The sequence below is a fragment of the Abiotrophia sp. genome (genome assembly GCF_057275535.1).
Map to the genome: position 1 here is coordinate 73,875 of NZ_DBHIRJ010000002.1, position 26,006 is coordinate 99,880.

26 protein-coding genes are annotated in these 26,006 nt (G+C 46.7%); 4 read left to right on the forward strand and 22 right to left on the reverse strand.

The window, feature by feature from the left end; all coding sequences use genetic code 11:
• Positions 1-97: 97 nt before the first annotated feature.
• Positions 98-1,045: a glycosyltransferase family 2 protein gene (locus ACO53F_RS01735; RefSeq protein WP_485137083.1), complete on the forward strand. Its 948-nt coding sequence runs from the start codon at positions 98-100 to the stop codon at positions 1,043-1,045.
• Positions 1,046-1,076: 31 nt separating this feature from the next.
• Here ACO53F_RS01735 and pcp read toward each other — a convergent pair whose 3' ends face one another.
• The 4 genes from pcp to ACO53F_RS01755 all read right to left on the reverse strand — a co-directional run bounded on the left by pcp (position 1,077) and on the right by ACO53F_RS01755 (position 4,631).
• Entirely contained in the window at positions 1,077-1,724 is a 648-nt protein-coding gene (gene pcp / locus ACO53F_RS01740; protein ID WP_485137084.1) for a pyroglutamyl-peptidase I, read from the reverse strand.
• 16 nt (positions 1,725-1,740) lie between these two features.
• Positions 1,741-2,670: a DUF979 domain-containing protein gene (locus ACO53F_RS01745; protein ID WP_485137085.1), complete on the reverse strand. Its 930-nt coding sequence runs from the start codon at positions 2,668-2,670 to the stop codon at positions 1,741-1,743.
• Entirely contained in the window at positions 2,670-3,344 is a 675-nt protein-coding gene (locus ACO53F_RS01750) for a 5-oxoproline transporter, DUF969 family subunit (protein WP_023391305.1), read from the reverse strand. Before ACO53F_RS01750 ends, ACO53F_RS01745 begins: the two co-directional genes overlap by 1 nt.
• 177 nt (positions 3,345-3,521) lie before the next feature.
• Positions 3,522-4,631 (reverse strand): hypothetical protein, encoded by a 1,110-nt coding sequence (locus tag ACO53F_RS01755; protein WP_485137086.1) that lies wholly within the window; start codon positions 4,629-4,631, stop codon positions 3,522-3,524.
• A gap of 481 nt (positions 4,632-5,112) precedes the next feature.
• Here ACO53F_RS01755 and ACO53F_RS01760 point away from each other — a divergent pair, with 481 nt between their 5' ends.
• The gene (locus tag ACO53F_RS01760) at positions 5,113-6,198 is read left to right on the forward strand and encodes an aminotransferase class I/II-fold pyridoxal phosphate-dependent enzyme (protein ID WP_485137087.1); all 1,086 of its coding nucleotides are present in this window, start codon (positions 5,113-5,115) and stop codon (positions 6,196-6,198) included.
• Between the two features lie 79 nt (positions 6,199-6,277).
• Here the strand turns inward: ACO53F_RS01760 and ACO53F_RS01765 are convergent, their stop codons facing one another.
• The 16 genes from ACO53F_RS01765 to ACO53F_RS01840 form a co-directional block, all read right to left on the reverse strand.
• Positions 6,278-7,366, reverse strand: coding sequence for a D-alanine--D-alanine ligase (locus tag ACO53F_RS01765; RefSeq protein ID WP_485137088.1), 1,089 nt, complete (start codon positions 7,364-7,366; stop codon positions 6,278-6,280).
• 20 nt (positions 7,367-7,386) lie between these two features.
• Positions 7,387-8,136 (reverse strand): hypothetical protein, encoded by a 750-nt coding sequence (locus ACO53F_RS01770; RefSeq protein WP_035363975.1) that lies wholly within the window; start codon positions 8,134-8,136, stop codon positions 7,387-7,389.
• A 60-nt stretch (positions 8,137-8,196) separates the two neighbouring features.
• Positions 8,197-8,769, reverse strand: a complete 573-nt coding sequence (locus ACO53F_RS01775) for a LemA family protein (protein ID WP_070756217.1) — start codon at positions 8,767-8,769, stop codon at positions 8,197-8,199.
• 141 nt (positions 8,770-8,910) lie between these two features.
• Positions 8,911-9,159 (reverse strand): type B 50S ribosomal protein L31, encoded by a 249-nt coding sequence (locus ACO53F_RS01780; RefSeq protein ID WP_023391311.1) that lies wholly within the window; start codon positions 9,157-9,159, stop codon positions 8,911-8,913.
• A gap of 154 nt (positions 9,160-9,313) precedes the next feature.
• Entirely contained in the window at positions 9,314-9,832 is a 519-nt protein-coding gene (locus ACO53F_RS01785) for an acyl-CoA thioesterase (protein ID WP_485137089.1), read from the reverse strand.
• A gap of 17 nt (positions 9,833-9,849) precedes the next feature.
• Positions 9,850-11,289, reverse strand: a complete 1,440-nt coding sequence (gene proS, locus ACO53F_RS01790) for a proline--tRNA ligase (protein WP_485137090.1) — start codon at positions 11,287-11,289, stop codon at positions 9,850-9,852.
• A 337-nt stretch (positions 11,290-11,626) separates the two neighbouring features.
• Positions 11,627-12,229 carry a signal peptidase I gene (gene lepB / locus ACO53F_RS01795; RefSeq protein ID WP_485137091.1) on the reverse strand — a complete coding sequence of 201 codons (603 nt, stop codon included), beginning with the start codon at positions 12,227-12,229 and terminating at the stop codon, positions 11,627-11,629.
• A gap of 136 nt (positions 12,230-12,365) precedes the next feature.
• On the reverse strand, positions 12,366-13,274 hold the full coding sequence (locus tag ACO53F_RS01800) for a hypothetical protein (protein ID WP_485137092.1): 909 nt from the start codon (positions 13,272-13,274) through the stop codon (positions 12,366-12,368).
• 202 nt (positions 13,275-13,476) lie between these two features.
• Positions 13,477-14,349 carry a hypothetical protein gene (locus ACO53F_RS01805; RefSeq protein ID WP_485137093.1) on the reverse strand — a complete coding sequence of 291 codons (873 nt, stop codon included), beginning with the start codon at positions 14,347-14,349 and terminating at the stop codon, positions 13,477-13,479.
• 219 nt (positions 14,350-14,568) lie between these two features.
• Complete coding sequence (locus tag ACO53F_RS01810; RefSeq protein ID WP_485137094.1) at positions 14,569-15,546, reverse strand: hypothetical protein; 978 nt, start codon at positions 15,544-15,546, stop codon at positions 14,569-14,571.
• 30 nt (positions 15,547-15,576) lie between these two features.
• On the reverse strand, positions 15,577-16,572 hold the full coding sequence (locus ACO53F_RS01815; RefSeq protein WP_314196826.1) for a ribose-phosphate diphosphokinase: 996 nt from the start codon (positions 16,570-16,572) through the stop codon (positions 15,577-15,579).
• 18 nt (positions 16,573-16,590) lie between these two features.
• Positions 16,591-17,961: a bifunctional UDP-N-acetylglucosamine diphosphorylase/glucosamine-1-phosphate N-acetyltransferase GlmU gene (gene glmU / locus ACO53F_RS01820; protein WP_485137095.1), complete on the reverse strand. Its 1,371-nt coding sequence runs from the start codon at positions 17,959-17,961 to the stop codon at positions 16,591-16,593.
• A 126-nt stretch (positions 17,962-18,087) separates the two neighbouring features.
• Positions 18,088-18,963 carry a pur operon repressor gene (gene purR, locus ACO53F_RS01825; RefSeq protein ID WP_485137096.1) on the reverse strand — a complete coding sequence of 292 codons (876 nt, stop codon included), beginning with the start codon at positions 18,961-18,963 and terminating at the stop codon, positions 18,088-18,090.
• A 296-nt stretch (positions 18,964-19,259) separates the two neighbouring features.
• Positions 19,260-20,081 (reverse strand): metal ABC transporter permease, encoded by an 822-nt coding sequence (locus ACO53F_RS01830; RefSeq protein WP_303886285.1) that lies wholly within the window; start codon positions 20,079-20,081, stop codon positions 19,260-19,262.
• The gene (locus ACO53F_RS01835; protein WP_023391323.1) at positions 20,039-20,734 is read right to left on the reverse strand and encodes a metal ABC transporter ATP-binding protein; all 696 of its coding nucleotides are present in this window, start codon (positions 20,732-20,734) and stop codon (positions 20,039-20,041) included. Before ACO53F_RS01835 ends, ACO53F_RS01830 begins: the two co-directional genes overlap by 43 nt.
• A gap of 191 nt (positions 20,735-20,925) precedes the next feature.
• Positions 20,926-21,891: a metal ABC transporter solute-binding protein, Zn/Mn family gene (locus ACO53F_RS01840; RefSeq protein WP_485137097.1), complete on the reverse strand. Its 966-nt coding sequence runs from the start codon at positions 21,889-21,891 to the stop codon at positions 20,926-20,928.
• Between the two features lie 194 nt (positions 21,892-22,085).
• Here ACO53F_RS01840 and ACO53F_RS01845 point away from each other — a divergent pair, with 194 nt between their 5' ends.
• Both ACO53F_RS01845 and ACO53F_RS01850 read left to right on the forward strand, forming a co-directional pair.
• Positions 22,086-23,018, forward strand: a complete 933-nt coding sequence (locus tag ACO53F_RS01845; RefSeq protein WP_485137098.1) for an ATP-binding cassette domain-containing protein — start codon at positions 22,086-22,088, stop codon at positions 23,016-23,018.
• A gap of 1 nt (position 23,019) precedes the next feature.
• Positions 23,020-23,835: an ABC transporter permease gene (locus ACO53F_RS01850; protein WP_485137099.1), complete on the forward strand. Its 816-nt coding sequence runs from the start codon at positions 23,020-23,022 to the stop codon at positions 23,833-23,835.
• A gap of 249 nt (positions 23,836-24,084) precedes the next feature.
• Here the strand turns inward: ACO53F_RS01850 and ACO53F_RS01855 are convergent, their stop codons facing one another.
• Together ACO53F_RS01855 and ybaK are read right to left on the reverse strand one after the other, a co-directional pair.
• Positions 24,085-25,389, reverse strand: a complete 1,305-nt coding sequence (locus tag ACO53F_RS01855; protein ID WP_485137100.1) for an RNA polymerase factor sigma-54 — start codon at positions 25,387-25,389, stop codon at positions 24,085-24,087.
• 133 nt (positions 25,390-25,522) lie between these two features.
• Positions 25,523-25,996: a Cys-tRNA(Pro) deacylase gene (gene ybaK, locus ACO53F_RS01860; protein ID WP_485137101.1), complete on the reverse strand. Its 474-nt coding sequence runs from the start codon at positions 25,994-25,996 to the stop codon at positions 25,523-25,525.
• Positions 25,997-26,006: the final 10 nt, after the last annotated feature.

The window sequence follows — 26,006 nt, forward strand, 5'->3', positions numbered from 1 at the left end:
CTTGCTGACCTTTAAAGCGTCGCTAGCACATCTCAAACCTCGCAATGCTAGGCACCGTATGCTATAATAGTCACGAGATATGACAGGAGGAATCAGCATGTTATCCATTATTGTGCCCTGCTACAACGAAGCAGATGCCATTCCACATTTTTTTGCTGCTACGGAAGCAGTAGTGAAGAACTTGGACTTTCCAGCCGAATATATTTTTGTTAACGACGGCTCTAAGGACTCAACTTTAGACGTTTTACGCAACTTACATCAAGCCCACCCTGATCGGGTTCGCTATCTATCCTTTTCCCGTAATTTTGGCAAAGAGGCGGCCATTTACGCTGGACTCAAGGCCAGTCGGGGCGACTATATCACCTTAATGGATGCCGATTTACAAGATCCACCAGAGTTACTGCCTCAGATGTTCGATCTCATTCAGAGCAAAAGTGTTGACTGTGTCGGAACCCGTCGAACCAACCGCAAAGGGGAACCGCCTATTCGTAGTTTTTTCGCTCGCCTTTTCTACAAATTGATTAATCGTATCAGCCAAACCGAAATCGTAGACGGGGCTCGTGACTATCGTCTAATGACCCGCCAAATGGTGGATGCCATCCTAGAACTATCCGAGTACAACCGTTTCTCTAAGGGACTGTTCAGCTGGGTGGGCTTTGATACGGTCTACCTAGAATTCGAGAACCGTGACCGCGTAGCGGGCCAAACCAGTTGGAACTTCTTCCAACTACTCCGTTACTCCATTGACGGTATCATTAACTTCTCTGAAGTTCCTCTGACTTTAGCCTCTATTATGGGGACCATCACCTGCCTAATTTCAGCCTTCTTCTTGGTTGTGATTATTGTCCGGGCCATGCTATATGGTGACCGGGTGGCTGGTTGGCCGTCAATTGTCTCCATCATCCTCTTCTTCTCAGGTATCCAACTCCTGTCTTTAGGGATTATCGGTAACTATATCGGTAAAATCTTTATGGAAACCAAACGGCGTCCTATCTATATTATTAAGGAAACTGAAGCAAGTTCAGACAAAAAAAATGAAGCCTAACCCTTGGGTTGGCTTCATTTTTTATTTGCGGTTAATGGGTTTCGCCGCCCACGACTTGAGCATCTGTCTTGCCTTGGTAGGCTACAATGGTCTCTAAGCAGACTGTCAGGCCTTTGACAATATCAGCTAAAGCCATAGAGGCCTGGCCTGGCTTGTCTACCACTTGTTCCGTCACATAAGGGACATGAATGAAGCCCCCTTGAGTATTAGGATAGTGTTTAGTCAGATAATAGAGGTTCTGATACATGATGTGGTTGCAGACAAAGGTCCCAGCCGTGTTAGATAGGCTAGCAGGCAAGCCCGCTGCCTTAACTGCCTCTACCATGGCCTTAACCGGCAAGGTCGTAAAGTAGGCAGGCGCCCCATCTGCTTGAATCACTGTATCCAAAGGCTGTTGGCCCTTGTTATCTGCAATTCGCGCATCATCTACGTTAATGGCTACCCGTTCAGGCGTAATGCCAAAGCGACCGCCCGCTTGACCGACGCAGACCACCGCATCAGGCTGCTGCTGTTCTACCGCTTCAAAGAGACGCTTAGCCGAATCACCAAAAACGGTTGGAATCTGAACCGTCACAATCTCAGCGCCCTCAATTTCCTTAGGTAAGCGACTAACGGCTTCCCAGGCGGGGTTAATGGCTTCACCGCCAAAAGGATCAAAACCAGTTACTAAAATTTTCATAATTTCATCTCCTATTCTAATATGCCATGAAGTAAATCAAGGCAATATGGAGGACAATCATGGCCAGTGCGACAGGCACTTGTTGCTTAATGACGCCATTTGAGTCTTTCATTTCTAAGAGAGAAGCCGGCATGGAATTAAAGTTAGCTGCCATTGGGGTCATCAAGGTCCCGCAATAGCCTGCTGTCATAGCTAAGGTTCCCGCTACCACCGGATTAGCTCCCAAGGCGAAAACAAAAGGAATCCCAATACCTGCTGTAATTACCGTGAAGGCTGCGAAGGCATTTCCCATAATCATAGTGAAAATAACCATACCTAAAACGTAGGCTACAACACCCAACAAACGGTTCTCTGCTGGCACCACTGAAGCCACTGCCGTCGAAATCAAGGTCCCGACTTGGGCCTTAGTAAAAATGATGCCAAGGGCTGCAAGTAGCTGAGGCAAGATAATGGTTACCCCCATTTGCAGGGTCATTTGCGTAGTCCCATCGTAGACTTCTTTTGGCTTAGGTCGCAACATAATCAAGGCAACTACCAAAGCGGTTAAGCCACCAATTACTAAAGGCGCCTGGCCCCCTAAACCCTTAACATTATAGACTAATAAAACGACCACTAAGGCCAAGGTTAGAGAAGGCAAGAAAATCCATAAGCCAAAACGTTTAGCACGTTCTTCCTTCACTGCATCTGATACCGCGTGAAGACTAGGCGTAGTCACTTGCTTGGTTACAGTCAGAACTGCCATAACCACTAGAAGAATCCCCACTAGAAGCGGAGGTAGGTAAGAACCAAAAGTAAAAATAACCCCCAAGAGACTCCAGAAGAGAGTCGTCCCTATCCGAGTCTTACTATCCGAACGATAAACATAGTAGGCCGACAGGAAGAAAATCGCGCCCGCAATGTAATAGGCGAATTCTAAAATTAAATCACGTACTGCAGTAATTTCCATTATTTCCGCCCCTTTCTGTTAAGCCCTTGTTGCCAGTATGCCATATAAAGTGCTACCACGATTAAGCTAGCAATCCCCACGGTCAAAGCAGTGTTGGCCACATCTGTTGCCGCTACATCATATCCTGCTTCAGTTAAGGTCGAAATAATCAGTAAGACTCCTGAAGAACCAACAAAGATATTTTGGGAGTAGAAGTTAGCAATATTTTCTACAGCCGCACACTTACCCTTAATCGCGTCGACTTCTTCGTCACTCAAATCCTCACCGCATTTCTCGCGCACCGCTGCTTCAGTCATGGGATAGATCAAGGGCCGGATAAATTGCACGTGCCCACCTAGAGGAATTTGGAAGGCCAGGGACACCTCACGAATCACAACATAGGTATAGAGCAAAATAGGTGCCGTCAAGCCCTTGAGCTTACTAATCAGATGCTGGGCTTGTTGACGCAAACCAAATCGTTCTACCATAGCAATCATGGGAATTGGAATCAAGAAGATGGTGACCAAACGGTTCTTGACAAAGTTTTCCCCCAAGAGAATTAATGCCTCTTGCCAGTGAATGCCAGCCACTAAAGCCGTTGACAAAGCCGCCACGATTAAGACCGCCATGGTATCCAACTTGAGCGAAAAACCAAGGACAATAATTACAATACCAATTAAAATGAACCAGTTCATACTGTCACTCCTTTCAAATTGTTTACTCTAAATATAGCGATTATCCTGCTCAAAGTAAAGCTTTTCCGAACAAAAAGCGCCAACTGAATCTAAATGTCCGGTTTTAATACCCCGGAAACTATGAGCCGCAAATAAAAAAAGCTCAAGAATCGGCACCAAACCGATACTTGAGTTTTTTTAATTATTACTAGCGTGTTCTGCTTGAATTTTCTCTTCCAGGTAATCAATAATCCGAGCTTCCTGCTCCTGGGCTCTAAGATTATGGGCACGAGGTAGTCGTTTCTTAGCTTGCGCCAAATGCTCCTGCGCCGTCGCCACATCCCCCTTAACTCGCCAGTGATAGGCAGCTTGGGCGGTTGAGTTTTCTGGTCGCTTGGTTTTCAGCATGGCCACTAAGAGTGGCTCTTCCAGTAAGGTCGTAATCAGGGGATCTTCCGGATGTTGCAGGCTAGCCGCAAAAAGTAAGAGACGCAAGATTTCCTGACGATAGGGCGTCACCATATCCTCCCGTTCCTGATAGATTTTCTTAGCCAATATGTAGACTTCTTCGAACTGCCCCTGATCCACTAGTTGCTCTAAGTCATAGAAAATCGTAGTATCAGTCAAGAAGTTCGTCTCATTAATAGTAACACGCCGTAGATAGCGATATTTCTCATCATAAGACTTACCGCGATTAGCCCAGTAATTATCCTCTAACATTAGGAAGAAGACCAGACGGTTTAATTCACTTTTGCTCAATAATAGGAGGTTCTTGCCATCATTGAAACTCATGGGAATAGCGTTGGTCAGGCCCATTAAAATCCCTAGGCTAGCAAAGACAAAGACATAGATATTAGGCCAGAGCCAATAGGCCAAGACACTGGTCAAAATATTGGCCAGAAAACCACCCGCTAAGTAGAGCCTAAAAGGAAATTTTTGGCTTTGATAGCGTGGTGGACGCATCAAACACTGTCCACCCGTCCCGGCCACATGTTGCCAGCGAAACTTAAAGCCACCTGACTCTGTTTTTTCTAATTTTAAATCCATAACCCGGAAACTAACAAATTGATAACCTGTCAGCAGGCCACCAAGCAAATGGCCCCCTTCATGAATAATAATATGTAAGACTGTGCTCACTATAAAGGTCGCCAGCAAATAGGTAATGGACACATGGCGTATCTGATTGGCCAACGAAGAACCGAAGAAGCGCCCAATCAGCAGGCCAACTGCAGCGCCGACTATAAGACACAAGACTATATAGCCTAGCTGAAGCCAAACATTAGATTTTTTTGTATTTTTTTGCGCCATTATAGTTCCTCCCTTTCAGTCCAAGTCGCCACCAATATAGTCTCTATTATACTGGATAGCCCCTAGTGGTTCAAGGTCAAGAATTGCCACCAAGAGGTAATAATATGATTAAAGCCCATAACAGCCATATTAGTCGACTCCTGACAAAATGGCTCTGTTGACAGGCTTCTGCTTTCGTGTTACACTGAGGCAAATACTACTTCGATGACGAGATGAGTAAGTCAAGCCTTGGTCTATAGAGAGCCCTAGTTGCTGCAAATGGGTGGCCACCTTGACCCAAGATGACCTCTGAGAATTTCACTGTTTTTCAGCCAGTGAGACGTTCGCAACGTTACTGCCAAGTCTTAGACTTACCAAGGTGCTTGCTGTGAGGCAAGCACAAAATCGGGTGGTACCACGAAGATTCGTCCCGGCGCACAGGTCTCTTCCTGTGCGTCGGGCTTTTTCTTTGACCCATTAATCCATAAAGGAGTTGACCCTGATGACCCATCGCGACACTCAACTAGCCCAACTGGGCAACCGCCAAGACCAACAGACCGGCGCAGTCTCCCTACCTATTCACCTGTCTACCGCCTACGCCCATCCAGGTTTAGGCCAAAGCACAGGCTTTGACTATACCCGAACCAAAAACCCTACTCGTACAGTCTTAGAAGAAGGCCTGGCTGCCCTCGAAGGTGGTGCCCAAGCAGTGGTGACCTCTTCTGGCATGAGTGCCATCCAGCTAGTCCTGGGCCTCTTCCCAGCTGGTAGTCAATTCCTGGTAACACGGGACGTATATGGGGGTAGCTTCCGCTACTTCGATAAACTCCAAGCACAAGGCTTCTATCAATTTACTTATTTCCAAGATTTAGAAGACTTGACCTCCTTAATTAGCGATCAAGTAGCTGCTGTCTTCGTCGAGACACCTACCAACCCGCTGATGCAAGAAATTGATTTGGCCGCTGTTGCCCAACTCTGTCAACACCACCAAACACTCCTGATCGTGGACAACACCTTCTTGACGCCTCTACGTCAACGCCCCTTGAAATTAGGGGCTGACCTAGTTATTCATTCAGGCACCAAATACCTGACTGGCCATAACGACATCTTGGCTGGTGTGGTGGTGGCCAAGGATGCTAGCTTGGGCGAGCAACTAGTCTGGTTGTCCAACACAACAGGCCCAACCTTGTCTCCTTTTGACTGTTGGCTCTTTATCCGCTCACTTAAAACCCTGTCCCTGCGACTAGACCGGCAAGAAGCCAATGCTCAGGCCCTAGCCCAAGCCCTAAGCCAACACCCTCAAATCAAAGAAGTCCTCTATCCTGGTCGCGGCGCTATGATGTCCATTAAGATTCAAGATGCCAACAAGGTAGACAGCTTCTTACGGGCTCTCAAGGTCTTCACCTTCGCCGAAAGCCTAGGGGGTGTCGAAAGCTTCATCACCTATCCAACCACCCAAACCCATGCTGATATCCCGCAAGACATTCGCGAGTCTTATGGTTTAACAGCCGACTTACTACGGGTATCCGTAGGGATTGAAGACCCGCAAGATTTAATTGCGGACATTATTCAGGCGCTCAATGCCTAAGAAAAAAGCGAAGTGCTTCTGCACTTCGCTTTTCTAATGCTATCAAAAACCACACGGCATCCGCCATGTGGTTTTGTCTTTAACGACTTACTTGTTTATAGGCTTGCTTGTCTTGGAAACTCTTGAGTGCTAACTGCAAGAGCTCTTCAATCAAGTCGCGGGTATTAAGCCCGGTCGCTTCCCAAAGACAAGGATACATGCTGTAAGGCGTGAAGCCTGGCATGGTGTTAATTTCATTGATATAGATATCGTGGCTAGCCGTTACAAAGAAGTCAACCCGTGACAAGCCCTTGCCATCCAATGCGCGGTAGGCGCGTAGGGCATATTCTTGAATCTTGTCACTAATGGCATCTGGCAATTGAGCCGGAATCTCCATTTCAACTGTGTTGTTGACATACTTTTCATCGTAGTCATAGAAATCAGCAGTCTTGACCAGACGGCCGACTACACTAGCGTGCGCATCATCGTTGCCCAGGACTGCTACTTCGCATTCTTGGGCAGAAATCCCTTGTTCCACCACGATACGGCGGTCAAATTGCAGAGCTTTCTCTACGGCTGCGCGTAGCTCTTCGGTCGTGGTGGCTTTAGAAATCCCCACGCTAGAGCCCATGTTAGCAGGCTTTACAAAGAGCGGATAGAGCAAGTTGCCCTCGCAGCGATTCATCCATTCCTCAGGGGACTGAGCCCATTCACGAGAATCGAAGGCCACGTATGGTACTTGTGGTAAGCCAGCTTGGTGGAAAAGTTGTTTGGAAATGACCTTGTCCATACCGCAGGCGCTAGCAGTCACGCCAGCTCCAACATAAGGCATACCCAAGACTTCTAAGAAACCTTGGATGGTCCCATCTTCGCCGTTAGGACCATGCAATACAGGAAAGACAATGGTGTCTGCCTCCTTAATATCGCCAGGTTGAATTAAGGTCCCGACTGATTGACCCTCCGGCCCCTCAGCCCAACGTGCTTGCGGACCAACAGTTAAGGCCAGTTGGTTAGAGTGGCTAAGCGGACCTGATAAAGGCGCCCCTTTGAGCCAGTCTCCTTGCTTAGTAATGTAAACAGGTTGTACCTCATAGTAGTTGTACATGATGGACTGCATAATGTTATGTGCTGAAATCAAGGAAATATCATGTTCAGCACTCTGCCCACCATAGAGTAAGACGATTTTCATGTAAAGTTCCTCCATCAAATTTAGATATTCAATACCAGACGCCAATGGTTGGCACTTGTATCATAGACAATCTCCCCAATCTGCTCTGCCATATTCTGATTCTGTGAGAGCAGGGTCAACTCATCTTCAATCACGAAGAGTGGCACTGACCATTTTCCGTTATGAGAGTGAGCTTGCACGAAGTCCACCTTGATGCCGTTGGCGAATAAAGGGGCCAGTTCCTCTGCTACGTGCGCAGGCAAGAGGGAGACTGTCTGGCGTTTAGAGAAGAAGAGGTTCTTATTCTCATTGACCAGATCCATCATGCGTTCGGTCATATTCCGAGCAAAGCGCGGGTAGAAGTCTTGAATATGCCGATAGAAGAGCTTGTTGAGCCCATTAGGTAAAGTGAGATAGACAAAGTTATTCTGCAACTTATAGAAGAAAGCTGAGCGTAGGACATTGGAAGAGTGGAAGAGATAAAGCAATTCCGCAATTTCCTGAGGAGTCAATTGATGCATGAGTTCAATGGATTCGAAGTCAATCCAGTTAGACATCCGTAGCTTCTGGGCTTGGACTGTCTCCATATACCGTAAGACTTCTGACCGTCCCCGCAAAATCTTGAAGTTGGTCTGCACATCAAAGCGACCAAAATTAGCCGGTGCTTCTGCCAAAATCAAGTTATTAGGTAAATTCTGTGCACTAAAATCGTCACTAGTCAGACTTAGGGCCCGGGTCATCATATAGTTGGTAACCGAGTCATAATGCACATAGAGGTTAACCCGTTTCATCTCATGCCTCCTTTCCATGCTAGCTAGTAGGTCAATAGTATAATGGGAGCAAGTTTAGACTTAGAAGCTTACTTTTGGTGCCTCTTTTGCTTCAGCTGGTGCTTGTAGGTAAGCTTTTGGTGCAAAGCCACTTAAGCCAGCTACCAAGCTGTTAGGGAAGGTTTGGATCCCAGTGTTGTATTGGCCGATGCTTGAGTTGTAGATTTGACGTGCTTTGGCAATCAAGTCTTCCGTTTCTTCCAAGCTACGTTGTAAGTCTAAGTAGTTTTGGTTAGCTTTGAGCTCAGGATAAGCTTCTGCTACAGCCAATAAACGTGATAAAGCGCCTGTCAATTGGTTTGATAATTCGTTCTTTTGCTCAGGTGTTGCATCCATTGGCAAGTTAACGATTTGTTGACGCGCCTTCACTACAGCGTCTAAGGTTTCACTCTCGTGTTTAGAGTAACCTTTGACTGTTTCCACTAAGTTTGGAATTAAGTCGTTACGACGTTGGAGTTGCACGTCTACTTGGCTGAAGCTCTCTTCAGACCAGTTACGTAAACGAACTAAACGGTTGTAGACAGATGCCCAGAAGACTACTAATAGGACCACAATCCCAGCAATAATCCCTAAAACAGTCCATAATGTACTCATAAAAAACATCCTTTCGAATTTTAGTCTCATCCTCTATTATAAGCCAAAAACCTTGTCTTGTCACGCTTTGCGCAAGATTGTTACCTAAAATCAAAAAAGAGCCCCGAGGGGCTCTTAATCTTCTGTGGATAGAATGTTGGCTTATTTGTTGAAGCCGTACTTCTTGTTGAAGCGGTCCACACGACCATCTGCTTGGGTGAATTTTTGACGCCCAGTGTAGAATGGATGTGAATCAGACGAAATTTCCACACGGATTAATGGGTAAGTGTTGCCATCTTCCCACTCAACCGTTTCGTTAGAAGTTTTCGTTGAACCTGACAAGAATTTGTAACCAGTAGTAGTGTCCATGAAGACAACTGGTTGGTAGTTTGGATGAATATCTGGTCTCATTTATGAACTTCCTTTCTGCCCTAGGCTATTTGCTAGTCTAGAGTTATTTGTCTGCACTCGGTGCAACACTAATATCATACCTAATTCTCTACCAAATGTAAAGAATAAATTTGGTCCTTAGCTAGAAAAGCTAGCACCTGGCGTCAGACAGGCCTTAGTGGGTATCCCAGGGGAAATCCAAGTTGAGGCCTGACTGGAATTGAGCCGATGCTTTGCGTTCGGCCATACGCTTAGCCTGGCGTTCTGGGTAACTAGCGCAGACGAAAATTTCCTCTGGGCCCTCTGGCTGAATAGGGGCGACCTCAACCGAAGCCCCCGTCTCATCGATGGCCACAAAGGTCAAGAAGGCCGTCGCTGCTAGATAACGTTCCCCCGTCTCAAGACGTTCCCCCACTACCTTGGCAAAAACTTCGACCGAGGTACGGCCGGTACCTGTGACAATGGTTTCCACACAGACGGAGTCAGACAAGTGCAGAGGCCGGATAAAGTTGAGCTGGTCCATCGAGGCCGTCACACAGAGACTACGCGTATGGCGGGACACTGTAATACTGGCACAGTTATCAATGAATTCCATGAGCTGACCGCCATAAAGAGTCTGGTGCATATTACAATGGAAAGGTAGGATACGGTGGGTTTGCACCGCCCGAGATTCGCGGCAAAACTTAGCCTCCATCTTAGCTTCCTTCTTTCTTAGTAGGCCCGCGCCAACCATACGGTGTGTTTAGCCGGCTGGCCTGTCACGATACAGGTTGCTTTCTCTGGCACTTGACCTGCAAATGGAATGTTACGCGTGGTGAAGCCAGTTTCTTCCTTAATCTTGGCTTCGCTCTCTTCAGTGCCATCCCAACCAGCTAGCACCCAACCAGGTACTTGGCCAGCCGCCCGCTTGCTTTCGATGTGGGCTTTGAGCTCATCTAAGCTATTGATGTCCGTATAGTAGTTGGCTTGGTTCATTTGGCGCGCCTTTTCTAAGAGTCGTCCTTGCATGCCAGTCAATTCCGCTTGAACGCTAGCCAAGAAGTTGTCAAATGGTACGGCTACCTTCTCATCTAAGTCGCGAGCCTTCATCATGACTTGCGCATTTTCTAAGTCGCGTGGACCACACTCAATCCGAACTGGCACCCCACGAAGTTCCCATTCATTGAATTTGAAACCTGGCGAGTTGTTGCTGTCGTCTACGCGGCAACGGATACCTGCCGCTTTAAGTTGCGCCTGTAATTCATGGATTTTGTCCAGAATAGCTGGGTTCTTTTGCCATGGACCTACTGGAACGAAGACTACTTGAGTTGGGGCCACAGCTGGTGGCAAGACCAAGCCCTTGTCGTCGCCGTGAGTCATAATCATAGCCCCAATCAAGCGAGTGGATACCCCGAATGAGCTAGTGTGCGCGTAAACGTGCTCGTTATCTGTATTGAGGTAACGGATGTCGAAAGCCTCCGCAAACTTGGTCCCCATGTAGTGGGAAGTCCCGGCTTGAACAGCTTTACCGTCTTGCATCATGGCTTCAATGGAGAAGGTGCTAACAGCCCCGGCAAAGCGCTCAGAAGGTGTTTTCTCACCGTCTACCACTGGTACAGCCAAGACACCTTCCACGACTTCCTTATAGATTTGGAGCATACGCATGGTGCGGTCCAAGGCTTCTTGACCGTCGGCGTGGGCTGTATGGCCTTCTTGCCAGAGGAACTCAGAGGTCCGCAAGAATGGTAAGGTCTTCTTCTCCCAACGGAAAACATTGGCCCATTGGTTGATTTCGAGTGGTAGGTCACGGTAGGACTGGATCCAGTTGGAGAAGGCATCCCCAATAATGGTCTCAGAAGTTGGACGTAAGGCCAAACGTTCTTCTAATTTCTCACCGGCTGCTTCCGTTACCCATGGTAATTCTGGGCTAAAGCCTTCGATGTGATCCTTCTCCTTGTTGAAGAATGATTCAGGAATTAACATTGGGAAGTAGGCATTACGGATGCCTTCTTCCTTGAAACGAGCATCCATGGCTTTTTGGATATGTTCCCAGATTTCATAGCCATCTGGCTTAAAAATCATACAGCCCCGCACTGGCGAGTAGTCCATTAAATCTGCTTGTTGAATGGTTTGTAAATACCATTTTGAGAAATCTTCTTGTCTTGTTACCATCTGGTAAACCTCCTTACAAAAAATCGTGACTGTGCCTCATCCTTAATCAAGGACGAAGCACAGTCACTCCGCGGTACCACCTTGTTTGCCGACATAGGCGCCGGCCAACTTATAGCCGATAAGGAGGCCAACCCACTTGTTCTATTCAATAGTAGGTTCCAATCCGCTAGAGGGTATGCATCTTCCAGCCAAGGACGCACTCTCTAAAACCATAGGGACTGTACTAGTCTATTTACAGCTATAAATATACGCATTTTTAGGCCCTTTGTCAAGCTACCCTCTGCTAACTCCCTAGCACAAAAAAGGTCCGGGACTGGCGTCCCTGGACCTGACTCAATTAGCGGTTCACAATTTGTCCCGCATCATTTAATTTATACTTTTGTAAAAAGCCCAGGCGGTTTAAAGGCCAATAGCAGACATCGGCTTCCCCTTCAACCGTGTTGGCATCAATAAAACCAAAGGAACGGCCATCCAGGGAGTTCTGGCGGTTGTCGCCCAAGACGAAGTACTTACCTTCTGGCACTGTGCTAGCACCGGCTACTTGTGCTAGGGTGAAGTTTTGCGTGAAGTTGCCATTTGGATTGGCTGCCTGGTATTCCTTCACCTTCTCGGCTAAGTAAGGCTCGTCAGTAGCGACGCCATTGAGGTAGAGTTTGTCGTCGCGCACTTCAATGGTGTCACCTGGCACGCCAATGACACGCTTGATATAGCGTTTGCTAGGGTCACTCGGCGCCTTAATAACCACCACGTCGAAGCGTTCAATTTTGGCTAATTTCCACATAAAGAGGCGCTCGTCATGCTGTAAGGTATAGTCCATGGAATGACCATCCACACGGAAAGACTCCACCACAAAGTGACGCAAGGCGAAAACCGCCGCCACCATAATAATTAAGTAAACCAGGAATTCTAAGACTTCCTTGGCAATTGCTTTGATATTCATATTATCCCTCCAGGAATCATCTACCCCTTCATTATACCTTAAGCCTTAGAGGACAAGCAATTCTGAGCACTTTTGACGCCAAAATAAATGCTAGACAAGAAAAAAGCTAGGACCAAGTCCTAGCCTTCTAGCTTGCTTATTCTTCAGAAGATGAAGCGGAATTAGCATTGCCAGCTCCTGCTTCAGGTTCCTTGATATCAACTGGTTGGTTGTGGTTGCTTACAGTCACAGTGAAGGTTACATCTATCGTTTGCGGTGCGTCATCACCCTCAGCTAATTTAGGATTCACTTGAGCCACGTCTACATGAAGGACAAGGTTGAAAGCTTTGACGAAGTGAGTTTCTTTATCATAGCTTACTACCAAGCTAGGGTTCAATTCGAAGAACTTCTTGAAGTTATCAGCAGTGAAAACCTTGCTAAAGCTATCTTCGCTAACGTTTTGACCTGCTTGTTTAGCTTGGTCTAAAGCCGCTTGTTGTAATTTCTTAAAGAGTGCTTCGTGATCTTGATAGAACTTAGCACCGTCAATGTTTTGTTTGAGGGAAAGTTGATACTCGTCATCCTTTGCCTCTACATTGAATAATTCAGAAAGAGCTGTATTAAATTCTTTGTCTAATTCAGAATTTGTCTTAGCTACTTCTAAAAACTTGGCATAAGCTTTTTGGAATTCTTGTTTGTTGATGGAAACATCTGATACATGCCAGTCATTGTCTCCTTCACGGAAGAAGGCTTTGGCACCTTTTACCACTGCCTCAAATTGGCCGTTGGTGGTTGGTGGCACTTGTAAATCAAGTTTACCTTGGAGCTCAGCATTCTTAACATCCACGTCACCTGTTAGGTTAGCCGTTAAACTACGTGGTGTAGTCTTAGTAGTACCAATAACGGACAGGCTAGATTCCAAGTGGAAAGTCTCCAACTTGAGTGCTGCTTCGTTGGCTTGGGTCATCAAATCAACGAAAGATGGCGCAGCATCTTGGGCTGCAGCGAAAGGTAATTGGCTAAAGAAAGCCAAGAGAACAACTAATACTTTGACTAATTTTTTCATTTTCATTCCTCCTCTTAGTCGCAGTTACATTCCAGGTTTTGCCTAGGCAAGCACCTGATAATATTATGCTAACACTTTAAGAGCCAGACTTCAAGTCTTTACCCACAAAAAGTTAGACAAAAGTAGAATTTCTTTCGTTTCTTCTTTTTCTGCAGTCAAAAAGCCATTAAAAAAGCACCCCTAAGGGTGCTTTTATGACGGATTAGTGGTTTTCTAATTCGATTGGTTGGTTGTAGTCTTTAGCTTCTAAGTTAGCTTGTACAGATACTTTACCTGGTGCGCCTTGAGCTGATTGAGCTGGCAAGAAGTCAGCAGGGTTCAAGTTGACATCAAGAGTCACCTTAGATACTAAGAAAGTAGATTTGTTGTAACGAACTTCTACTTTAGGGTTTGATGCAAAGAATTTTTCCATGGTTTCTGCACTGAAGAGCTTGTCGTAGGTTGCTTTTTGTTGATCAGATACAGATTGACCGTTCGCTTCTGCTTGTTTCAAGACTTGTTCCTTAACGCGAGCGAAGGTTTCTTTGTTATCTTCGAAGAATTTCTTCCCGTCGATGCCTTGTTTGAGGGCGTAAACATAGTCTTCGCCGTCTTCCTTCACTTCGAAGTATTGACCTAAAGTAGCTTCTTGTTCAGGAGTTAAGTCCTTGTAAGCTGCTTGCAAGCCGTTTTGGATAGCAGTCTTGAATTGGTTACGTTGTGCAGAGAAGTCTGCCTTAGTCCATTCTTTATCACCAGTTTGAGTTGCTAAGGTGTCATCTTTGACTTGGAAAGCTTGTTTTTGAGCGTTTGGAGACAATTGGCTCGCAACTTCAATTTTACCTTCACCTTGAACGTTTTCTACGTCTAATTCAGTTTCAAAGTTTACGTTAGCAACGTTTACTTTAGTCCCGTTTTGGTCAAAAGCTACTGCCAAGTCACCCTTCAATTCTACAGACTTCACAGTCTTCAAAGCTGCATCAGCTTTGCTGAAGAGTTCATTCAAACCTACAGCGTGAGCAGTAGTAGCAGGGGTAGTAGCGAATACAGTAGCAGCAACAGCTGTTACAGCAAAAAATTTCTTGATGGATTTCATCATCATTCTCCTTTACGTAAAAGATTTTACATGTTCCTATTATAACTCGCTCAGCTTAAATTACAACCAAAAGCCCTCGATTTCATATAAATTTCATACTTTAGACCGAGAAAAAGCCCATTATTCCGAACAAATCCTAGGCTCTAAAGCGGGGAAAGTTCGCCCTTCGCTAGCGCCTCACAAAAAAGGCAGCCCCTAGGGGCTGCTAGAAAATTGTCCTTATTCTGAAGCAGAACTTGAAGAGCTGTCTTCACTTGATTCTGTCAAGCGACTTGATTCAGGCTCTGAACCAGGTAATTTTTCTTTTGGCACAGTAATCTCGCGGCTTTCGTTGAAACCGTCGAAGGTCATTTCTGCGTTGTAGTAGAAGCTATAGAGGCCAAATTGTTCAACTTCTTTGCTATCTAGGAAGTCTGTGAAGCGTAAGGTCACTTCCACCTTATAAGATGTCACCAAGTAGCTATCCTTAGCAAAGTGAACTTCATAAACCGGCTTGCTTTCCAAGAACTTGCTCAGAGTTTCGGCACTGTAGAAGCGGTCAACTTGCGCCTTGTAGCTTGGTGATACCTTTTCGCCACGCTCTTCCATCTCATCATAGATTCGTTGCTTGAATTCATCCAAAGCAGCCTTGTTATCATCGAAGAGTTTCTTGGCATCAATATCATCACGCAGGCTGAGTACATATTCGCTATCTGTCTCTGTGAGTTTGAAAATTTGCTTGATTAGCTCATCATGTTGAGCCAAGGCCTTAACGACTTCGTCTTTAGCAGGGAAGTTGAAACCTTCACGCTCTAAAGTTTTCTTAAGATCAGCTTTTTCCGCGCTAGTATCTTCCACTTGGGCGATACGATCATCAATTTCATAGAAGGTTTGATTGTCCTTCACACCCCAACGAACATTGCGGAATTGCGGTAGGAAAATTGAATCAATAACCATCTGCAGATCAACGTTTAGGTTTTGGATATCGACATAACCATCGACTTGCACTTGGCCTAGGTCCATATGTTGGGTCTGACGATCAATGGCAGCCTTGAGCGTCCCTTGAGTGTGGAAGCTCTTGAGGCCACGGTAGGCTTCATAGCTACGGCCTAAAAGTTCAGAGATGGCTAAATCTTCCGCTTGTACTTTAGGTAAAGAGACGAAAATCAGGGTCAAGGCCATCACAAGAGCGGCCATTTTCTTGAAGAATTGTTTCATGGGGTTCTTCCTTTCTAGACTGGAATAGGATTAGTCTTCCTTGCTTAAATCTTCCAACTTGAATTTTTCTTGGAAGAGTGGACTTACTGAACGATTTTCGTGGATACGCTTGATGGCTTCCCCAACTAAGTTACCAACAGAAATGGTTTGGAGTTTGTCTAAGTGGCGACCTTCTGGTTGTTGAATAGAGTCGGTCACGATGACTTCTTTGATGTCCGATTCATCTAAGCGCTCAACCGCTGGGCCAGATAGGACAGCGTGGGTACAGCAAGCATAGACGGAATCTGCGCCCTTATCGAGGAGGGCAGCTGCCGCTAAGGTAATGGTCCCTGCGGTATCAATCATGTCATCGATAATGATACATTTCTTACCTGCAACATCCCCGATAATGTTCATGACTTCAGAGACGTTAGGACGCGGACGGCGTTTGTCGATGATGGCAATTGGTGACTTGAGGAAGTCGGCCAATTTGCGAGCCCGCACTACCCCACCGTGGTCAGGAGAAACGACCACGACATCCTCACCGAAGAGGCCTTTTTCTAAGAAATAGTCAGCCAAGAGTGGCACCCCAATTAAGTGGTCCACTGGGATATCGAAGAAGCCTTGAATTTGCGGTGCATGCAAGTCTAAGGTCAAGACGCGGTCTGCCCCAGCAATAGTAATCATGTTAGCAACTAATTTAGCGGTAATTGGTTCACGCGACTGCGCCTTACGTTCTTGACGCGCATAGCCGTAGTAAGGCATGACCACGTTAATGGTCTTAGCGCTTGCCCGGCGTAAAGCATCAATCATGATCAAGAGTTCCATCAAGTTGTCGTTGACTGGGTCAGAAGTCGATTGCACGATGTAGACGTGCGCCCCCCGAATACTCTCTTCCACGTTGACCTTGACTTCACCGTCTGAGAAACGTGAAATGCTAATTTTCCCTAATTCTAGACCAACTGCCTCCGCAATCTTCTCTGCCAAAGGACGGTTTGAACTCAAAGAGAAAATCTTCAACTTCGGATCTTTATAATGTTTACCCACAATGGTTCCTCCTAAAAATTACTTTTTGCTAAATTTTTGCCAATAGTTGGGAATGTTATCTTGCTTGACACGGGAAATGGCCAAGGCTTGATCTGGCACATCGTGCGTCACAGTTGTACCCGCTGCAATAAAGGTTTGGTCGCCAATCTTGACTGGTGAGACAATGTTAGCATTACAGCCGATAAAGGCTTGGTCACCTACAGTTGAACGGTGCTTCTTCTTGCCGTCATAGTTGACGAAGATGGTGCCACAACCGATATTGATATCACGACCTAAGTCAGCATCGCCAATATAGGTTAGGTGGCCTGACTTGACGCCTGCCCCTAAGGTAGAGTTCTTCACTTCGACGAAGTTGCCGATATGAACATCTTGGCCTAGGTGGCTATTTGGCCGCAGGTGGGCAAATGGTCCCACAGTAGCACCAGTGGCGACTGTTGAAGACTCGATAACGGATTGAGTCACGGAGACGCCATCCGCTAATTGACTGTCATGGATTTCCGTATTGGCCCCGATTTGGCATTGAGCCCCAATACGGGTTTGGCCCTTGAGGCTAACATTGGCTTCCAAAGTGGTATCTGGACCAATGACCACATCGGCTTCAATATAGGTTGAAGCTGGATCAATCATGGTCACACCTTGGCGCATATGATATTCATTAATGCGGCGACGCATAGATAAGGTCGCTTCCGCTAGGGCTACTCGGTCGTTAACCCCAATGGCTTCGGTCTCATCTGCCATGACGTAAGCAGCTACAGTCCGACCTGCTTGACGGGCTAGCGCAATGACATCCGGCAAGTAATATTCGCCTTGGGCGTTGTCGTTACCCACACGTTTGAGGCAATCAAACAATAATTGATTGTCGAAGACATAGGTCCCGGTGTTGAATTCACGAATCAGCGCCTCTTGCTCTGTGGCATCCTTCTGTTCCACAATCTTCAGAACTTGACCCTCAGCGTCACGGACAATCCGTCCGTAACCTGTCGCATCTTCGGTGACAGCGGTCAAAATGGTTGCTCCTGCCCCTTGAGCTTGGTGATAGTCAAAAAGGGCCGATAAAGTCTCAGCAGTCAAGAGTGGCGTATCACCACAAATCACCAGGGTGCTGCCCGCTAAATGTCCCAAAGCACTTTCTGCCTGTAGGACTGCGTGACCTGTCCCTAGTTGTTCTGCCTGTAAGGCATAGCTAGACTTATCGCCCAAGTAGGCTTGTACAGCTTCCGCTCCATGCCCCACGATGGTAACGATTTGGTTGACGCCACTGGCTTCAACTGCTCGCACCACATGGGCCACCATAGGCAAACCACACACTGGGTGTAGGACCTTGTAGAGGGAAGATTTCATTCGTGTTCCCTTCCCTGCAGCTAGAATGACTGCCATCCGATTCTCCATTCATCATACTCCTTTGCTTACTACGTACGACATGGCACGTTAATTTCGTAATCTACCGATACTATTATACCGATTTCAGGCGCAGATATCCAATCGAATTATCATTTTTTATCAATTTGTCATTTTCTAGTGGAGGGAAGTGGTGAAAGGCTCGAAAGCCTGGTCTTGGAAGAAGCTACCAGGTTCTGTATAGAGCTCAAAATGTTCGATTTCTGGGTTATAGACCATTTGAATCTTCATCAAGGACTCGTGAGGTGGCAATTTTTGTTTCTCCTGGTCCGTATTCTCCGCGAAGACACAGACGCCGGCTAGCTGACACTCGAATTCATCCAGCATGGACAAGAGTCCAAAAATAGTCCCACCATTACGGAGGAAGTCATCCACCACTAAGACCTTGCTCTTAGGCGCTAGGGCTAGTTTGGATAATTCCATCTTGTTGACAGTTTGCAGGGACCCAGATAGGTAGCTAATGGAAATGGTTGATCCCTCAGCGTCACGCGAGTCACGGCGAACTACTACGTGCGGGACATTGAGATAGCGGGCAACAGCGACGGCCAAGCCAATCCCCTTGGTCTCGATAGTCATAACAGCATCCACGCCACTTCGTTGGTAACGAGAGGCAATCAACTTACCTAGGCGGTTAAGAATGTCAGAATCTTGCAAGACATCACCCATATATATATAGTTGCCAGGCAGGACCCGTTTGCCTGACTGCATTTTCTTAGCTACGCGCTGGAAGAGGTCCTTCAAATCACGGTCTTGAATCGTCGGGTAGAAGATAATACCACCAGATACCCCAGCCACTGTGCGAATGTCCCCGAGGTCATTTTCTTGGAAGACATCGCGAACAAAATTGATGTCTTCGCTGATTGAGGACTTGGCAGAATCAAAGTAATCTGCAAAGAAGGACAAGGTGACTAGCTGATTGGGATGTTCCATTAAATACTGGCAGATGAATACAATTCGATGATTGCGTTTAAATTTCTTGGCTTCTACACCCATGATTCACAACTCCTTTTTGGTTTAACTTTATTATATCAGAAACTAGAACGTTTTCCATAGTTGTTTTTCACAATATTCGTCTTTCTGATTTTTTTACCGCCGAAAGGTCTAGACATGGTCATGCCCTAGCTATTAGTATCTTTATGTGAAAGACGGTAATAGACGGGCAATTTCACTTACTTTTTGCCCGCAATATGTAAGGCGCTTGTATATCATTAATTATTACATAATTGTTTTATCTTTTGTGCAAATAAAAAGCGGCCGAGCCAAGGACTCAGCCGCTTTTCTTGCCTAGATTAAGCTCTACTCCGCCACCAGCTAAGTAGGCCCTGGACCAGAGAAATCACGACAAATAAGATAACAAAGCCTAGGGTAATCGAAGCCCCTGGCGGTGTATTCAGATGGTAAGAGGCCATCAAACCAGCGATAATCCCTAGCACATTAATGACAAAGCCAATCAAAATGGTCTGTCTGAAACTCGAGGACAGCTTAATGGCAGTCGCGGCCGGAATAACAATAAGGGCAGATACCAGTAAGGCCCCCACAATCGGCATCATGACACTAATGGCCACCCCTGTCACGACAGACAGCAGAATGGACATGAACTTGACAGGCAGGCCTGCCGTATGTGCCGTCGCTTCATCAAAACTCATGACATAGAGGGGGCGACGGAAGAGTAGGTAGAGGGCTAGGACAATGCCCGCTAGGACCGCCAAGAGAATTACCTCTTGAGGTGAAATCAAAATAATAGAACCGAAAAGGAATTGTTCTATCTTAAAGTTAGAGGCGTTGCGGTTAAGATTCATAAGCACCAAGGCCACCGACATACCACCCGCCATCATAATGGCCACTGACACTTCGGAGAAGTCCCGATAAATGAGTCGCAAATATTCTAACAAGACCGAAGCCACAATGACGACTAGTAGAGTGGTCACCGTTGGACTGACCCGCAAAATCATTCCCAGGGCTACCCCCGCTAGGGAGATATGGGACAAAGTATCGGCCATCATGGATTGGCGCTTCAGGATCAGCAAGAGGCCGATAATAGGCGTAATGCAAGAAATAGCCAGGCCGGCTAGGAGTGCGCGTTGGATGAAGTCAAGCTGAAACATCTCCATGGGGTTCCCTCCTCTCTCACTAGTCTAATTTCCCGGGTATAAAAACCTTCAATTTCTTGGTCGGCATGAGTCACCATGAGGATGGACTTGCCGTGATGTTTACAGGCATGACGTAAGAGTCGGTAGAAGGCCCGCCGGGACTCAATATCCATGCCGGTGGTTGGCTCATCTAAGACGAAGAAGTCCGGATCAGTGGCGAAGACCCGCGCTAGGCAGATACGTTGCTTCTGACCGCCTGACAATTCTCCAATTTTCTTATGGCGCAAATGGCTCATGCCGACAGCCGATAGGGCCCGATCCACGTGTTCCTTGTCATGGGCGTCTAGACGCTTGAACCAACGCCCCTTTGGATAGCGACCGGACTCGACAAACTCCTGAACCCGGCTAGGGAAGCCAGCATTAAAAGAGTTGACGTTCTGTGGCACATAGCCGATAGACAAGGGCTTGCCTAGGGCATTAGTCTTAGCAATCGTGACCGTGCCTGACGCTGGTTTAAGTAGGCCTAGGATATTCTTCAAGAGGGTGGACTTGGCCGCCCCATTTTCCCCGGTCAGAATGACAAACTCGCCCGGATTGACTTCAAAATTTACTTCATTAAGGACCTTCTCCCGATCATAGTAGAAGGAGAGGTTTTTGACACTGACTAAGGTCATGATTTGCCTCCTTGGCAGATAATTTGCTGGCTAAAAAGGTCCCTCCTGCTAGTTGGGACAAAACTGAAGAGTTAACAATTCATTGGATAGTAATTGCTACACTTGACTCCTCCTATTATAGACCACTTAGGACAAAAAATGCAAGCAGTGGCAATGCCACCGCTTGCTTGAGGTGTCTTAATCTTGACTAGCTACTTGGTCAAGTTAGCTAGGTTTTCGCGCATGAGGCTGAAGTAGTCAGCACCAGCCGCAATTTCTTCGGCGCTAACGGTTTCTAGGGTACGCAATGGACGGAGCTCAGCACCTGTAGCAGATGCTACGGTCTTGGCAATGGCATCATCCAAGGATGGGTCAACGAAGATGACCTTGGTCTTGTGTTCCTTAACAAATTCTTGCATCTTAGCTAGGGCAGCCGCACTTGGTTCTGCTGTAGAAGAGATACCCGTAATAGCATGTTGTTCTAAGCCATAAGCGTGGGCAAGGTAGCCAAAGGCAGCGTGTTGTACCACAAAGTTCTTGTCGCTTAGCTTAGCGGTGCCTTCTTTAAATTCTTGGTCTAATTTCTTAAGGTCTTCTGTTAGGCTAGCAGCATTGGCTTCATAGGTTGACGCATTGTCAGGGTCTAAGGCCACCAAGGCCTTCTTGACATTTTCCGCTTGCTTAGCATAAGTCATTGGGTCCATCCAAGTGTGTGGGTCAAATTCATGGTGATGGCCTTCTTCGCCCTCTTCATGATGCTCTTCCCCAGATTCTGCTTCGTGGTCGTGGTCTTCATGATCTTCGTGGTCGGCATCACCCTTGAGGAGCTCAATGCCTTCCGTTGTCTTTTGAACCTTGGTCTTGTCAGTATCCAAGAGTTTGGTTAAATCTTCAACAAAGTGCTCCATCTCATCATCTTGGTAGATAAAGAGGTCACTAGTTTGGACCTTGGCTGCGTCGCGGGCACTCATTTCGTAGTCATGGGCATCTTGGTTGCCTTCTAAGAGCATGGAAACTTCCGCCTTATCCCCGGCAATGCGTTGAGCTAAGTAGTAAACTGGATAGAAGGTGGTCATGACCTTCTTCTTGCCAGCAGCTGAGACAGTAGGAGCCAATGGTGCCAATAAGCCAAGTACTAATACTAGGCTTGCTAAAAGTGCAGATAATTTACGTTTCATTCGATCTTCCTCCTATGAAAATATGTAATGGTTACTTTTTCCATAATTTATTATACGCCTTTCTGACTGGATGTCAACCGTAATCTTTATCTTTTTTCTTCAGCCACACCCGCCTACTACCCGTCTGGCTTGGAATCAACAGGCATCCTTGCTATACTATAGATAGCGATTCCCTTTAAGAAAGGAAGATTTACATGACCGAATCCGTCTTAGAGTCTGTCTTGCAAGTAAGCCAGCTGACTAAGATTTATAAGAAGCAACGGGCCTTAGATTCCTTCGACCTCTCCGTCTCGCGCGGTGAAATCGTCGGCATCATCGGACCCAACGGGGCTGGTAAATCCACCCTGCTACGTAGCATCGTGGGCTTAACCCCTGCATCCGAGAAGAACATTCAGCTCTTTGGCTCGGTGGACTACGAGGCCCTCTTAACCAACCGCCACTTCGTCGGCGCCTTGATTGAGGCTCCTGCCTTTGTCGATAACATGAGCGCTAAGGAGAATATGATTCATTATGCCCTACAACGCAAGGTCAAAGACCGCGGCGCCCGTATCAACGAAGTTTTGGCCTTGGTTGGACTGGACAAGACAGGCAATAAGAAAGTCAAGAACTTCTCCCTGGGGATGAAGCAACGTTTGGCCATTGCCTTAACCCTCTTACATGATCCCGACCTCTTAATTCTAGACGAGCCCATTAACGGCTTGGACCCTGCTGGGATTATCCATGTGCGGGAGCTACTCTTGAAACTCAATCGGGAAAAGAACATGACCATCTTAATTTCTTCCCATATCCTGTCGGAATTGGAGCACTTGGCAAGTCGCTTCGTCTTCGTTAACAAAGGCCGCAAGGTGGCCGACATTAGCTCTCAAGAACTCGCTCATCAAGCTAGCACCTATTATCAGGTTCAAACAACCGACAATGCCAAGGCACTGGACTTCCTCAGCCAATGGCTGGGCCAAGATAAGGTGGCAGCAGATGGTAAAGAGCTCATTGCCATCTATGACTTAGAAGTGCCCCTACCTGAAATTGCCAAACGCCTAGTAAATGAAGGCTTCGAACTTCTCTTCCTGGGTAGCCACAAGAATGACCTAGAATCCGTCTTCTTGAATATTACAGAAGGAGGCAACTAAGATGTTCCAGCTATTACGCGCAGAATTCTATCAAATCCGTCATCGGGTGGCGCCTTTTACTATGCTGCTGCTCAGCTTTTTGGCGACACTCGGTATTGCTTCACTAGCTTCCATGATTCTCTTCGGGGAAAAAAGCGGGACTAGTACTAGTGCACTAACTAAGGCTCTTGTGGGCAATCAAGTTTTGAGTATCTATACCGTCGGCCTAAAGGAAATGCCCCTGATTCTTTGTTTTGTGGCTCAAATCCTGACCTTTAACAACGAGACTAAGAACCGGACCTTGATTAACACCATCAGTTATGGCCACCGCCGTCGCTCTGTCGTCCTCAGCAAGATCCTGGTAGGACTCTTCTACCTCTTACTAGCTTCATGCTTGAGCCTGGTTGGGCTCTTAATCGGGGGCAGCATGTCGGGTGCTACTTTCAAGGGTAATGAAATCCTCGAATTTTTCACTAACTATTTGATTCCTAGCATCCCCCTCTTCCTAGGCTACATCGCCCTCTTAAGCATTCCTGCCTTCCTCTTCGCTGGCCAAGGACCACTGATTTTCACTTATCTTCTGCTCAGCTTCATTAACCCAATCTTAAGCGGAGCCTATACCTTCTTAACCACTAATCGCGATAGCATGGGGAATGTGGTTCAGAAATTCATGAGTGCGAATGAGGCTTTTGCCTTCTTCTTCACCTTCCTAAAAGTAGGCAAGCCGCTGACCTGGGGCAACCTAAACTTCGACTTGACACCAGTCGTGGCCTCGGCCTACTTCCTTCTCTTCTTCTGGATTGCGGTCAAACTATTCAACCGCGCCGAAGTTAAATAGTAGCTTCGTAAAAATCCCCCGGACTCCTTGATGGAAGTCGGGGGATTCTTTTTGTCTAAAATACGATATTTTCAACAATAAAATGAGTCCCTATCTTATTTTGACGGCAATTGCAGGAGTAACTATCACTTTCTTGTCCTATCACGATTTTAGGGCGACTTCTGGTTAACCACAAATCACACCAAAATCTTGCTTTTCAATTTAATATAAAACACCCGCTCTAGCCTCAAGTCTAGAGCGGGTTGTTTATTAATGGCCCAGTGCTTGGCGGTAGTTACGCACCATGAAAGGACTAATCATAATCTTACGTTCTTCTAAGCGCTCCACCAGCTCCTCATCGCTTAAGTCAGCTGGCGCATCATGTAGAATCTCATGAATAATTTGCTTAATCTTCTCAGCAGAGAAGCCATCTCGGTCTTCCCGTGTCGCCACTGTGATAAAGTCCGTCATCGGCAGGACATATTGGCCGAAGCCCATGTTCTTGTTAGACACCAAGAGGTTGACGACTGGTTCAGGCAAGCCCGTAATCTCTGCCACCTGCTTGAGCAAGAGTGGCACCTTAGAATCTGAGATTTGGCTGAAGTAATCGTACTGAACCGCTGCAATGGCTTGCGCGACTTTCAGAATCAATTGCTCCCGCACCCGCAAGTTACGTGACAGTCGATCATACATGAGTTTCTGTGGCTTGGAGAAGGCTAGGACCTCAGGATCTTGGGTCGCTAACATCTCTTGATAGTAGGGCTCATTGAAGATTATTTTTGGATAGTAGTGGGCATTATAGCGTACCTTCATGCCTTCCTGGTCTTGAAGAACGGTCACGTCATCTAGGAGACCTTCCTCTTCTTCCACTTGGAAGAGGTCGGCTGGACTGGTCCGCAAGGTTTGATAGTAGCTAACGCAGGCCAGGACATCTGCTAGCGGCAGGCCAGTAGCCGTCACGATGGCTTGATAATCTTCTGCCTTGAGTTGGTCAAAATATTCTTCTAAGAGGTAGTAGGCCACATTAGGGGCATGCGCATCTTGCTCGGTCTGCAACATCAAGCATTCGCGCAAGTCATAGGCCCCAATCCCGGCAGGTTCCAATTGTTGGAAAAGGGTAATAGCATCCAAGGCAATGATGGGTTCGATGCCTAGTTGTTTGGCCACTTCCTGGTAGCTGTATGGCAGATAGCCTTGAGGATTTAATAAATCAATCAGGCGCACCATGGCATCCCGAATGATGGTATGGCGGTACATCATAATCTGTTCGAAGAGAAACATAGGCAGATTACGCGGTGCTTCCGGCATCTGAGGATCCACCCCAATAATGGCACTGTGTTCTTGTAGGGTAACCGATGCTTGCCGGGGCTTAGTCTTAGGATAGTCTAGTTCAATGAAGGGATTTTCTAGAATTTCATCTTCTAGGAAATAAGTAAGTTGGGCCGCACTCAAGCCGAGCATCTGCCACAATTGACTATCCCCTTCAATGGTTTCAATAGGAATACTTTCAAATTCGCTTTGCCCATTAGCTTGAATGACGGTCACCACGTGTTGTTGCTTGTTTAAGTCTGACATGTTGACCCCTCCTGCTATGTATACGTTTTCTTAATTCTATTATAGCGCAAGATGCCCCTTGCGTCTATGCTAAAGCAAGCTTTTTTTGAAAATCAAAAGCATCAAGCCCCTGAGGACTGCTGCTTACCATAACTTATTCAACTAAATCATCCGCGCTCAGAGCTAGGACAGAAGCCAAATCCCGAACATCTAGCTCTAACTGCATACCAATCTTGCCAGCCGAAACCATGATTGAGGGATAATCCCAGGCGCTAACATGAACATGGGTCGGGAAGGTCTTCTTCATGCCTAAGGGCGAGCAACCGCCGTGAACATAACCCGTTAGGGGCAGGAGGTCACGTTCCTTAATCATGGCGATATGCTTCTCGCCTACGGCACGCGCGGCCTTCTTCAAATCCAAGCTGGCTACAACTGGAATGACAAAGACATAATGGCCACCTGATTTCCCCACCGTCACCAGGGTTTTGAAGACCTGGTCAGGCTTCTGGCCCAAGGCCTCTGCTACTTCCAAGCCCGATAAGGCGCCGGTCTGACTGTAATCCCGTACTTGATAGGTCACCTTGTGTTGGTCGAGTAGCCGCATGGCATTGGTTTTATGTATTTTCATGGCTATCAGC

Bases quoted from the DNA above. Each gene is read 5' to 3' on its own strand.
- ACO53F_RS01735 (WP_485137083.1), top strand. From the start codon at position 98: ATGTTATCCATTATTGTGCCCTGCTACAACGAAGCAGATGCCATTCCA.
- pcp (WP_485137084.1), bottom strand. From the start codon at position 1,724: ATGAAAATTTTAGTAACTGGTTTTGATCCTTTTGGCGGTGAAGCCATT.
- ACO53F_RS01745 (WP_485137085.1), bottom strand. From the start codon at position 2,670: ATGGAAATTACTGCAGTACGTGATTTAATTTTAGAATTCGCCTATTAC.
- ACO53F_RS01750 (WP_023391305.1), bottom strand. From the start codon at position 3,344: ATGAACTGGTTCATTTTAATTGGTATTGTAATTATTGTCCTTGGTTTT.
- ACO53F_RS01755 (WP_485137086.1), bottom strand. From the start codon at position 4,631: ATGGCGCAAAAAAATACAAAAAAATCTAATGTTTGGCTTCAGCTAGGC.
- ACO53F_RS01760 (WP_485137087.1), top strand. From the start codon at position 5,113: ATGACCCATCGCGACACTCAACTAGCCCAACTGGGCAACCGCCAAGAC.
- ACO53F_RS01765 (WP_485137088.1), bottom strand. From the start codon at position 7,366: ATGAAAATCGTCTTACTCTATGGTGGGCAGAGTGCTGAACATGATATT.
- ACO53F_RS01770 (WP_035363975.1), bottom strand. From the start codon at position 8,136: ATGAAACGGGTTAACCTCTATGTGCATTATGACTCGGTTACCAACTAT.
- ACO53F_RS01775 (WP_070756217.1), bottom strand. From the start codon at position 8,769: ATGAGTACATTATGGACTGTTTTAGGGATTATTGCTGGGATTGTGGTC.
- ACO53F_RS01780 (WP_023391311.1), bottom strand. From the start codon at position 9,159: ATGAGACCAGATATTCATCCAAACTACCAACCAGTTGTCTTCATGGAC.
- ACO53F_RS01785 (WP_485137089.1), bottom strand. From the start codon at position 9,832: ATGGAGGCTAAGTTTTGCCGCGAATCTCGGGCGGTGCAAACCCACCGT.
- proS (WP_485137090.1), bottom strand. From the start codon at position 11,289: ATGGTAACAAGACAAGAAGATTTCTCAAAATGGTATTTACAAACCATT.
- lepB (WP_485137091.1), bottom strand. From the start codon at position 12,229: ATGAATATCAAAGCAATTGCCAAGGAAGTCTTAGAATTCCTGGTTTAC.
- ACO53F_RS01800 (WP_485137092.1), bottom strand. From the start codon at position 13,274: ATGAAAAAATTAGTCAAAGTATTAGTTGTTCTCTTGGCTTTCTTTAGC.
- ACO53F_RS01805 (WP_485137093.1), bottom strand. From the start codon at position 14,349: ATGAAATCCATCAAGAAATTTTTTGCTGTAACAGCTGTTGCTGCTACT.
- ACO53F_RS01810 (WP_485137094.1), bottom strand. From the start codon at position 15,546: ATGAAACAATTCTTCAAGAAAATGGCCGCTCTTGTGATGGCCTTGACC.
- glmU (WP_485137095.1), bottom strand. From the start codon at position 17,961: ATGGAGAATCGGATGGCAGTCATTCTAGCTGCAGGGAAGGGAACACGA.
- purR (WP_485137096.1), bottom strand. From the start codon at position 18,963: ATGGGTGTAGAAGCCAAGAAATTTAAACGCAATCATCGAATTGTATTC.
- ACO53F_RS01830 (WP_303886285.1), bottom strand. From the start codon at position 20,081: ATGGAGATGTTTCAGCTTGACTTCATCCAACGCGCACTCCTAGCCGGC.
- ACO53F_RS01835 (WP_023391323.1), bottom strand. From the start codon at position 20,734: ATGACCTTAGTCAGTGTCAAAAACCTCTCCTTCTACTATGATCGGGAG.
- ACO53F_RS01840 (WP_485137097.1), bottom strand. From the start codon at position 21,891: ATGAAACGTAAATTATCTGCACTTTTAGCAAGCCTAGTATTAGTACTT.
- ACO53F_RS01845 (WP_485137098.1), top strand. From the start codon at position 22,086: ATGACCGAATCCGTCTTAGAGTCTGTCTTGCAAGTAAGCCAGCTGACT.
- ACO53F_RS01850 (WP_485137099.1), top strand. From the start codon at position 23,020: ATGTTCCAGCTATTACGCGCAGAATTCTATCAAATCCGTCATCGGGTG.
- ACO53F_RS01855 (WP_485137100.1), bottom strand. From the start codon at position 25,389: ATGTCAGACTTAAACAAGCAACAACACGTGGTGACCGTCATTCAAGCT.
- ybaK (WP_485137101.1), bottom strand. From the start codon at position 25,996: ATGAAAATACATAAAACCAATGCCATGCGGCTACTCGACCAACACAAG.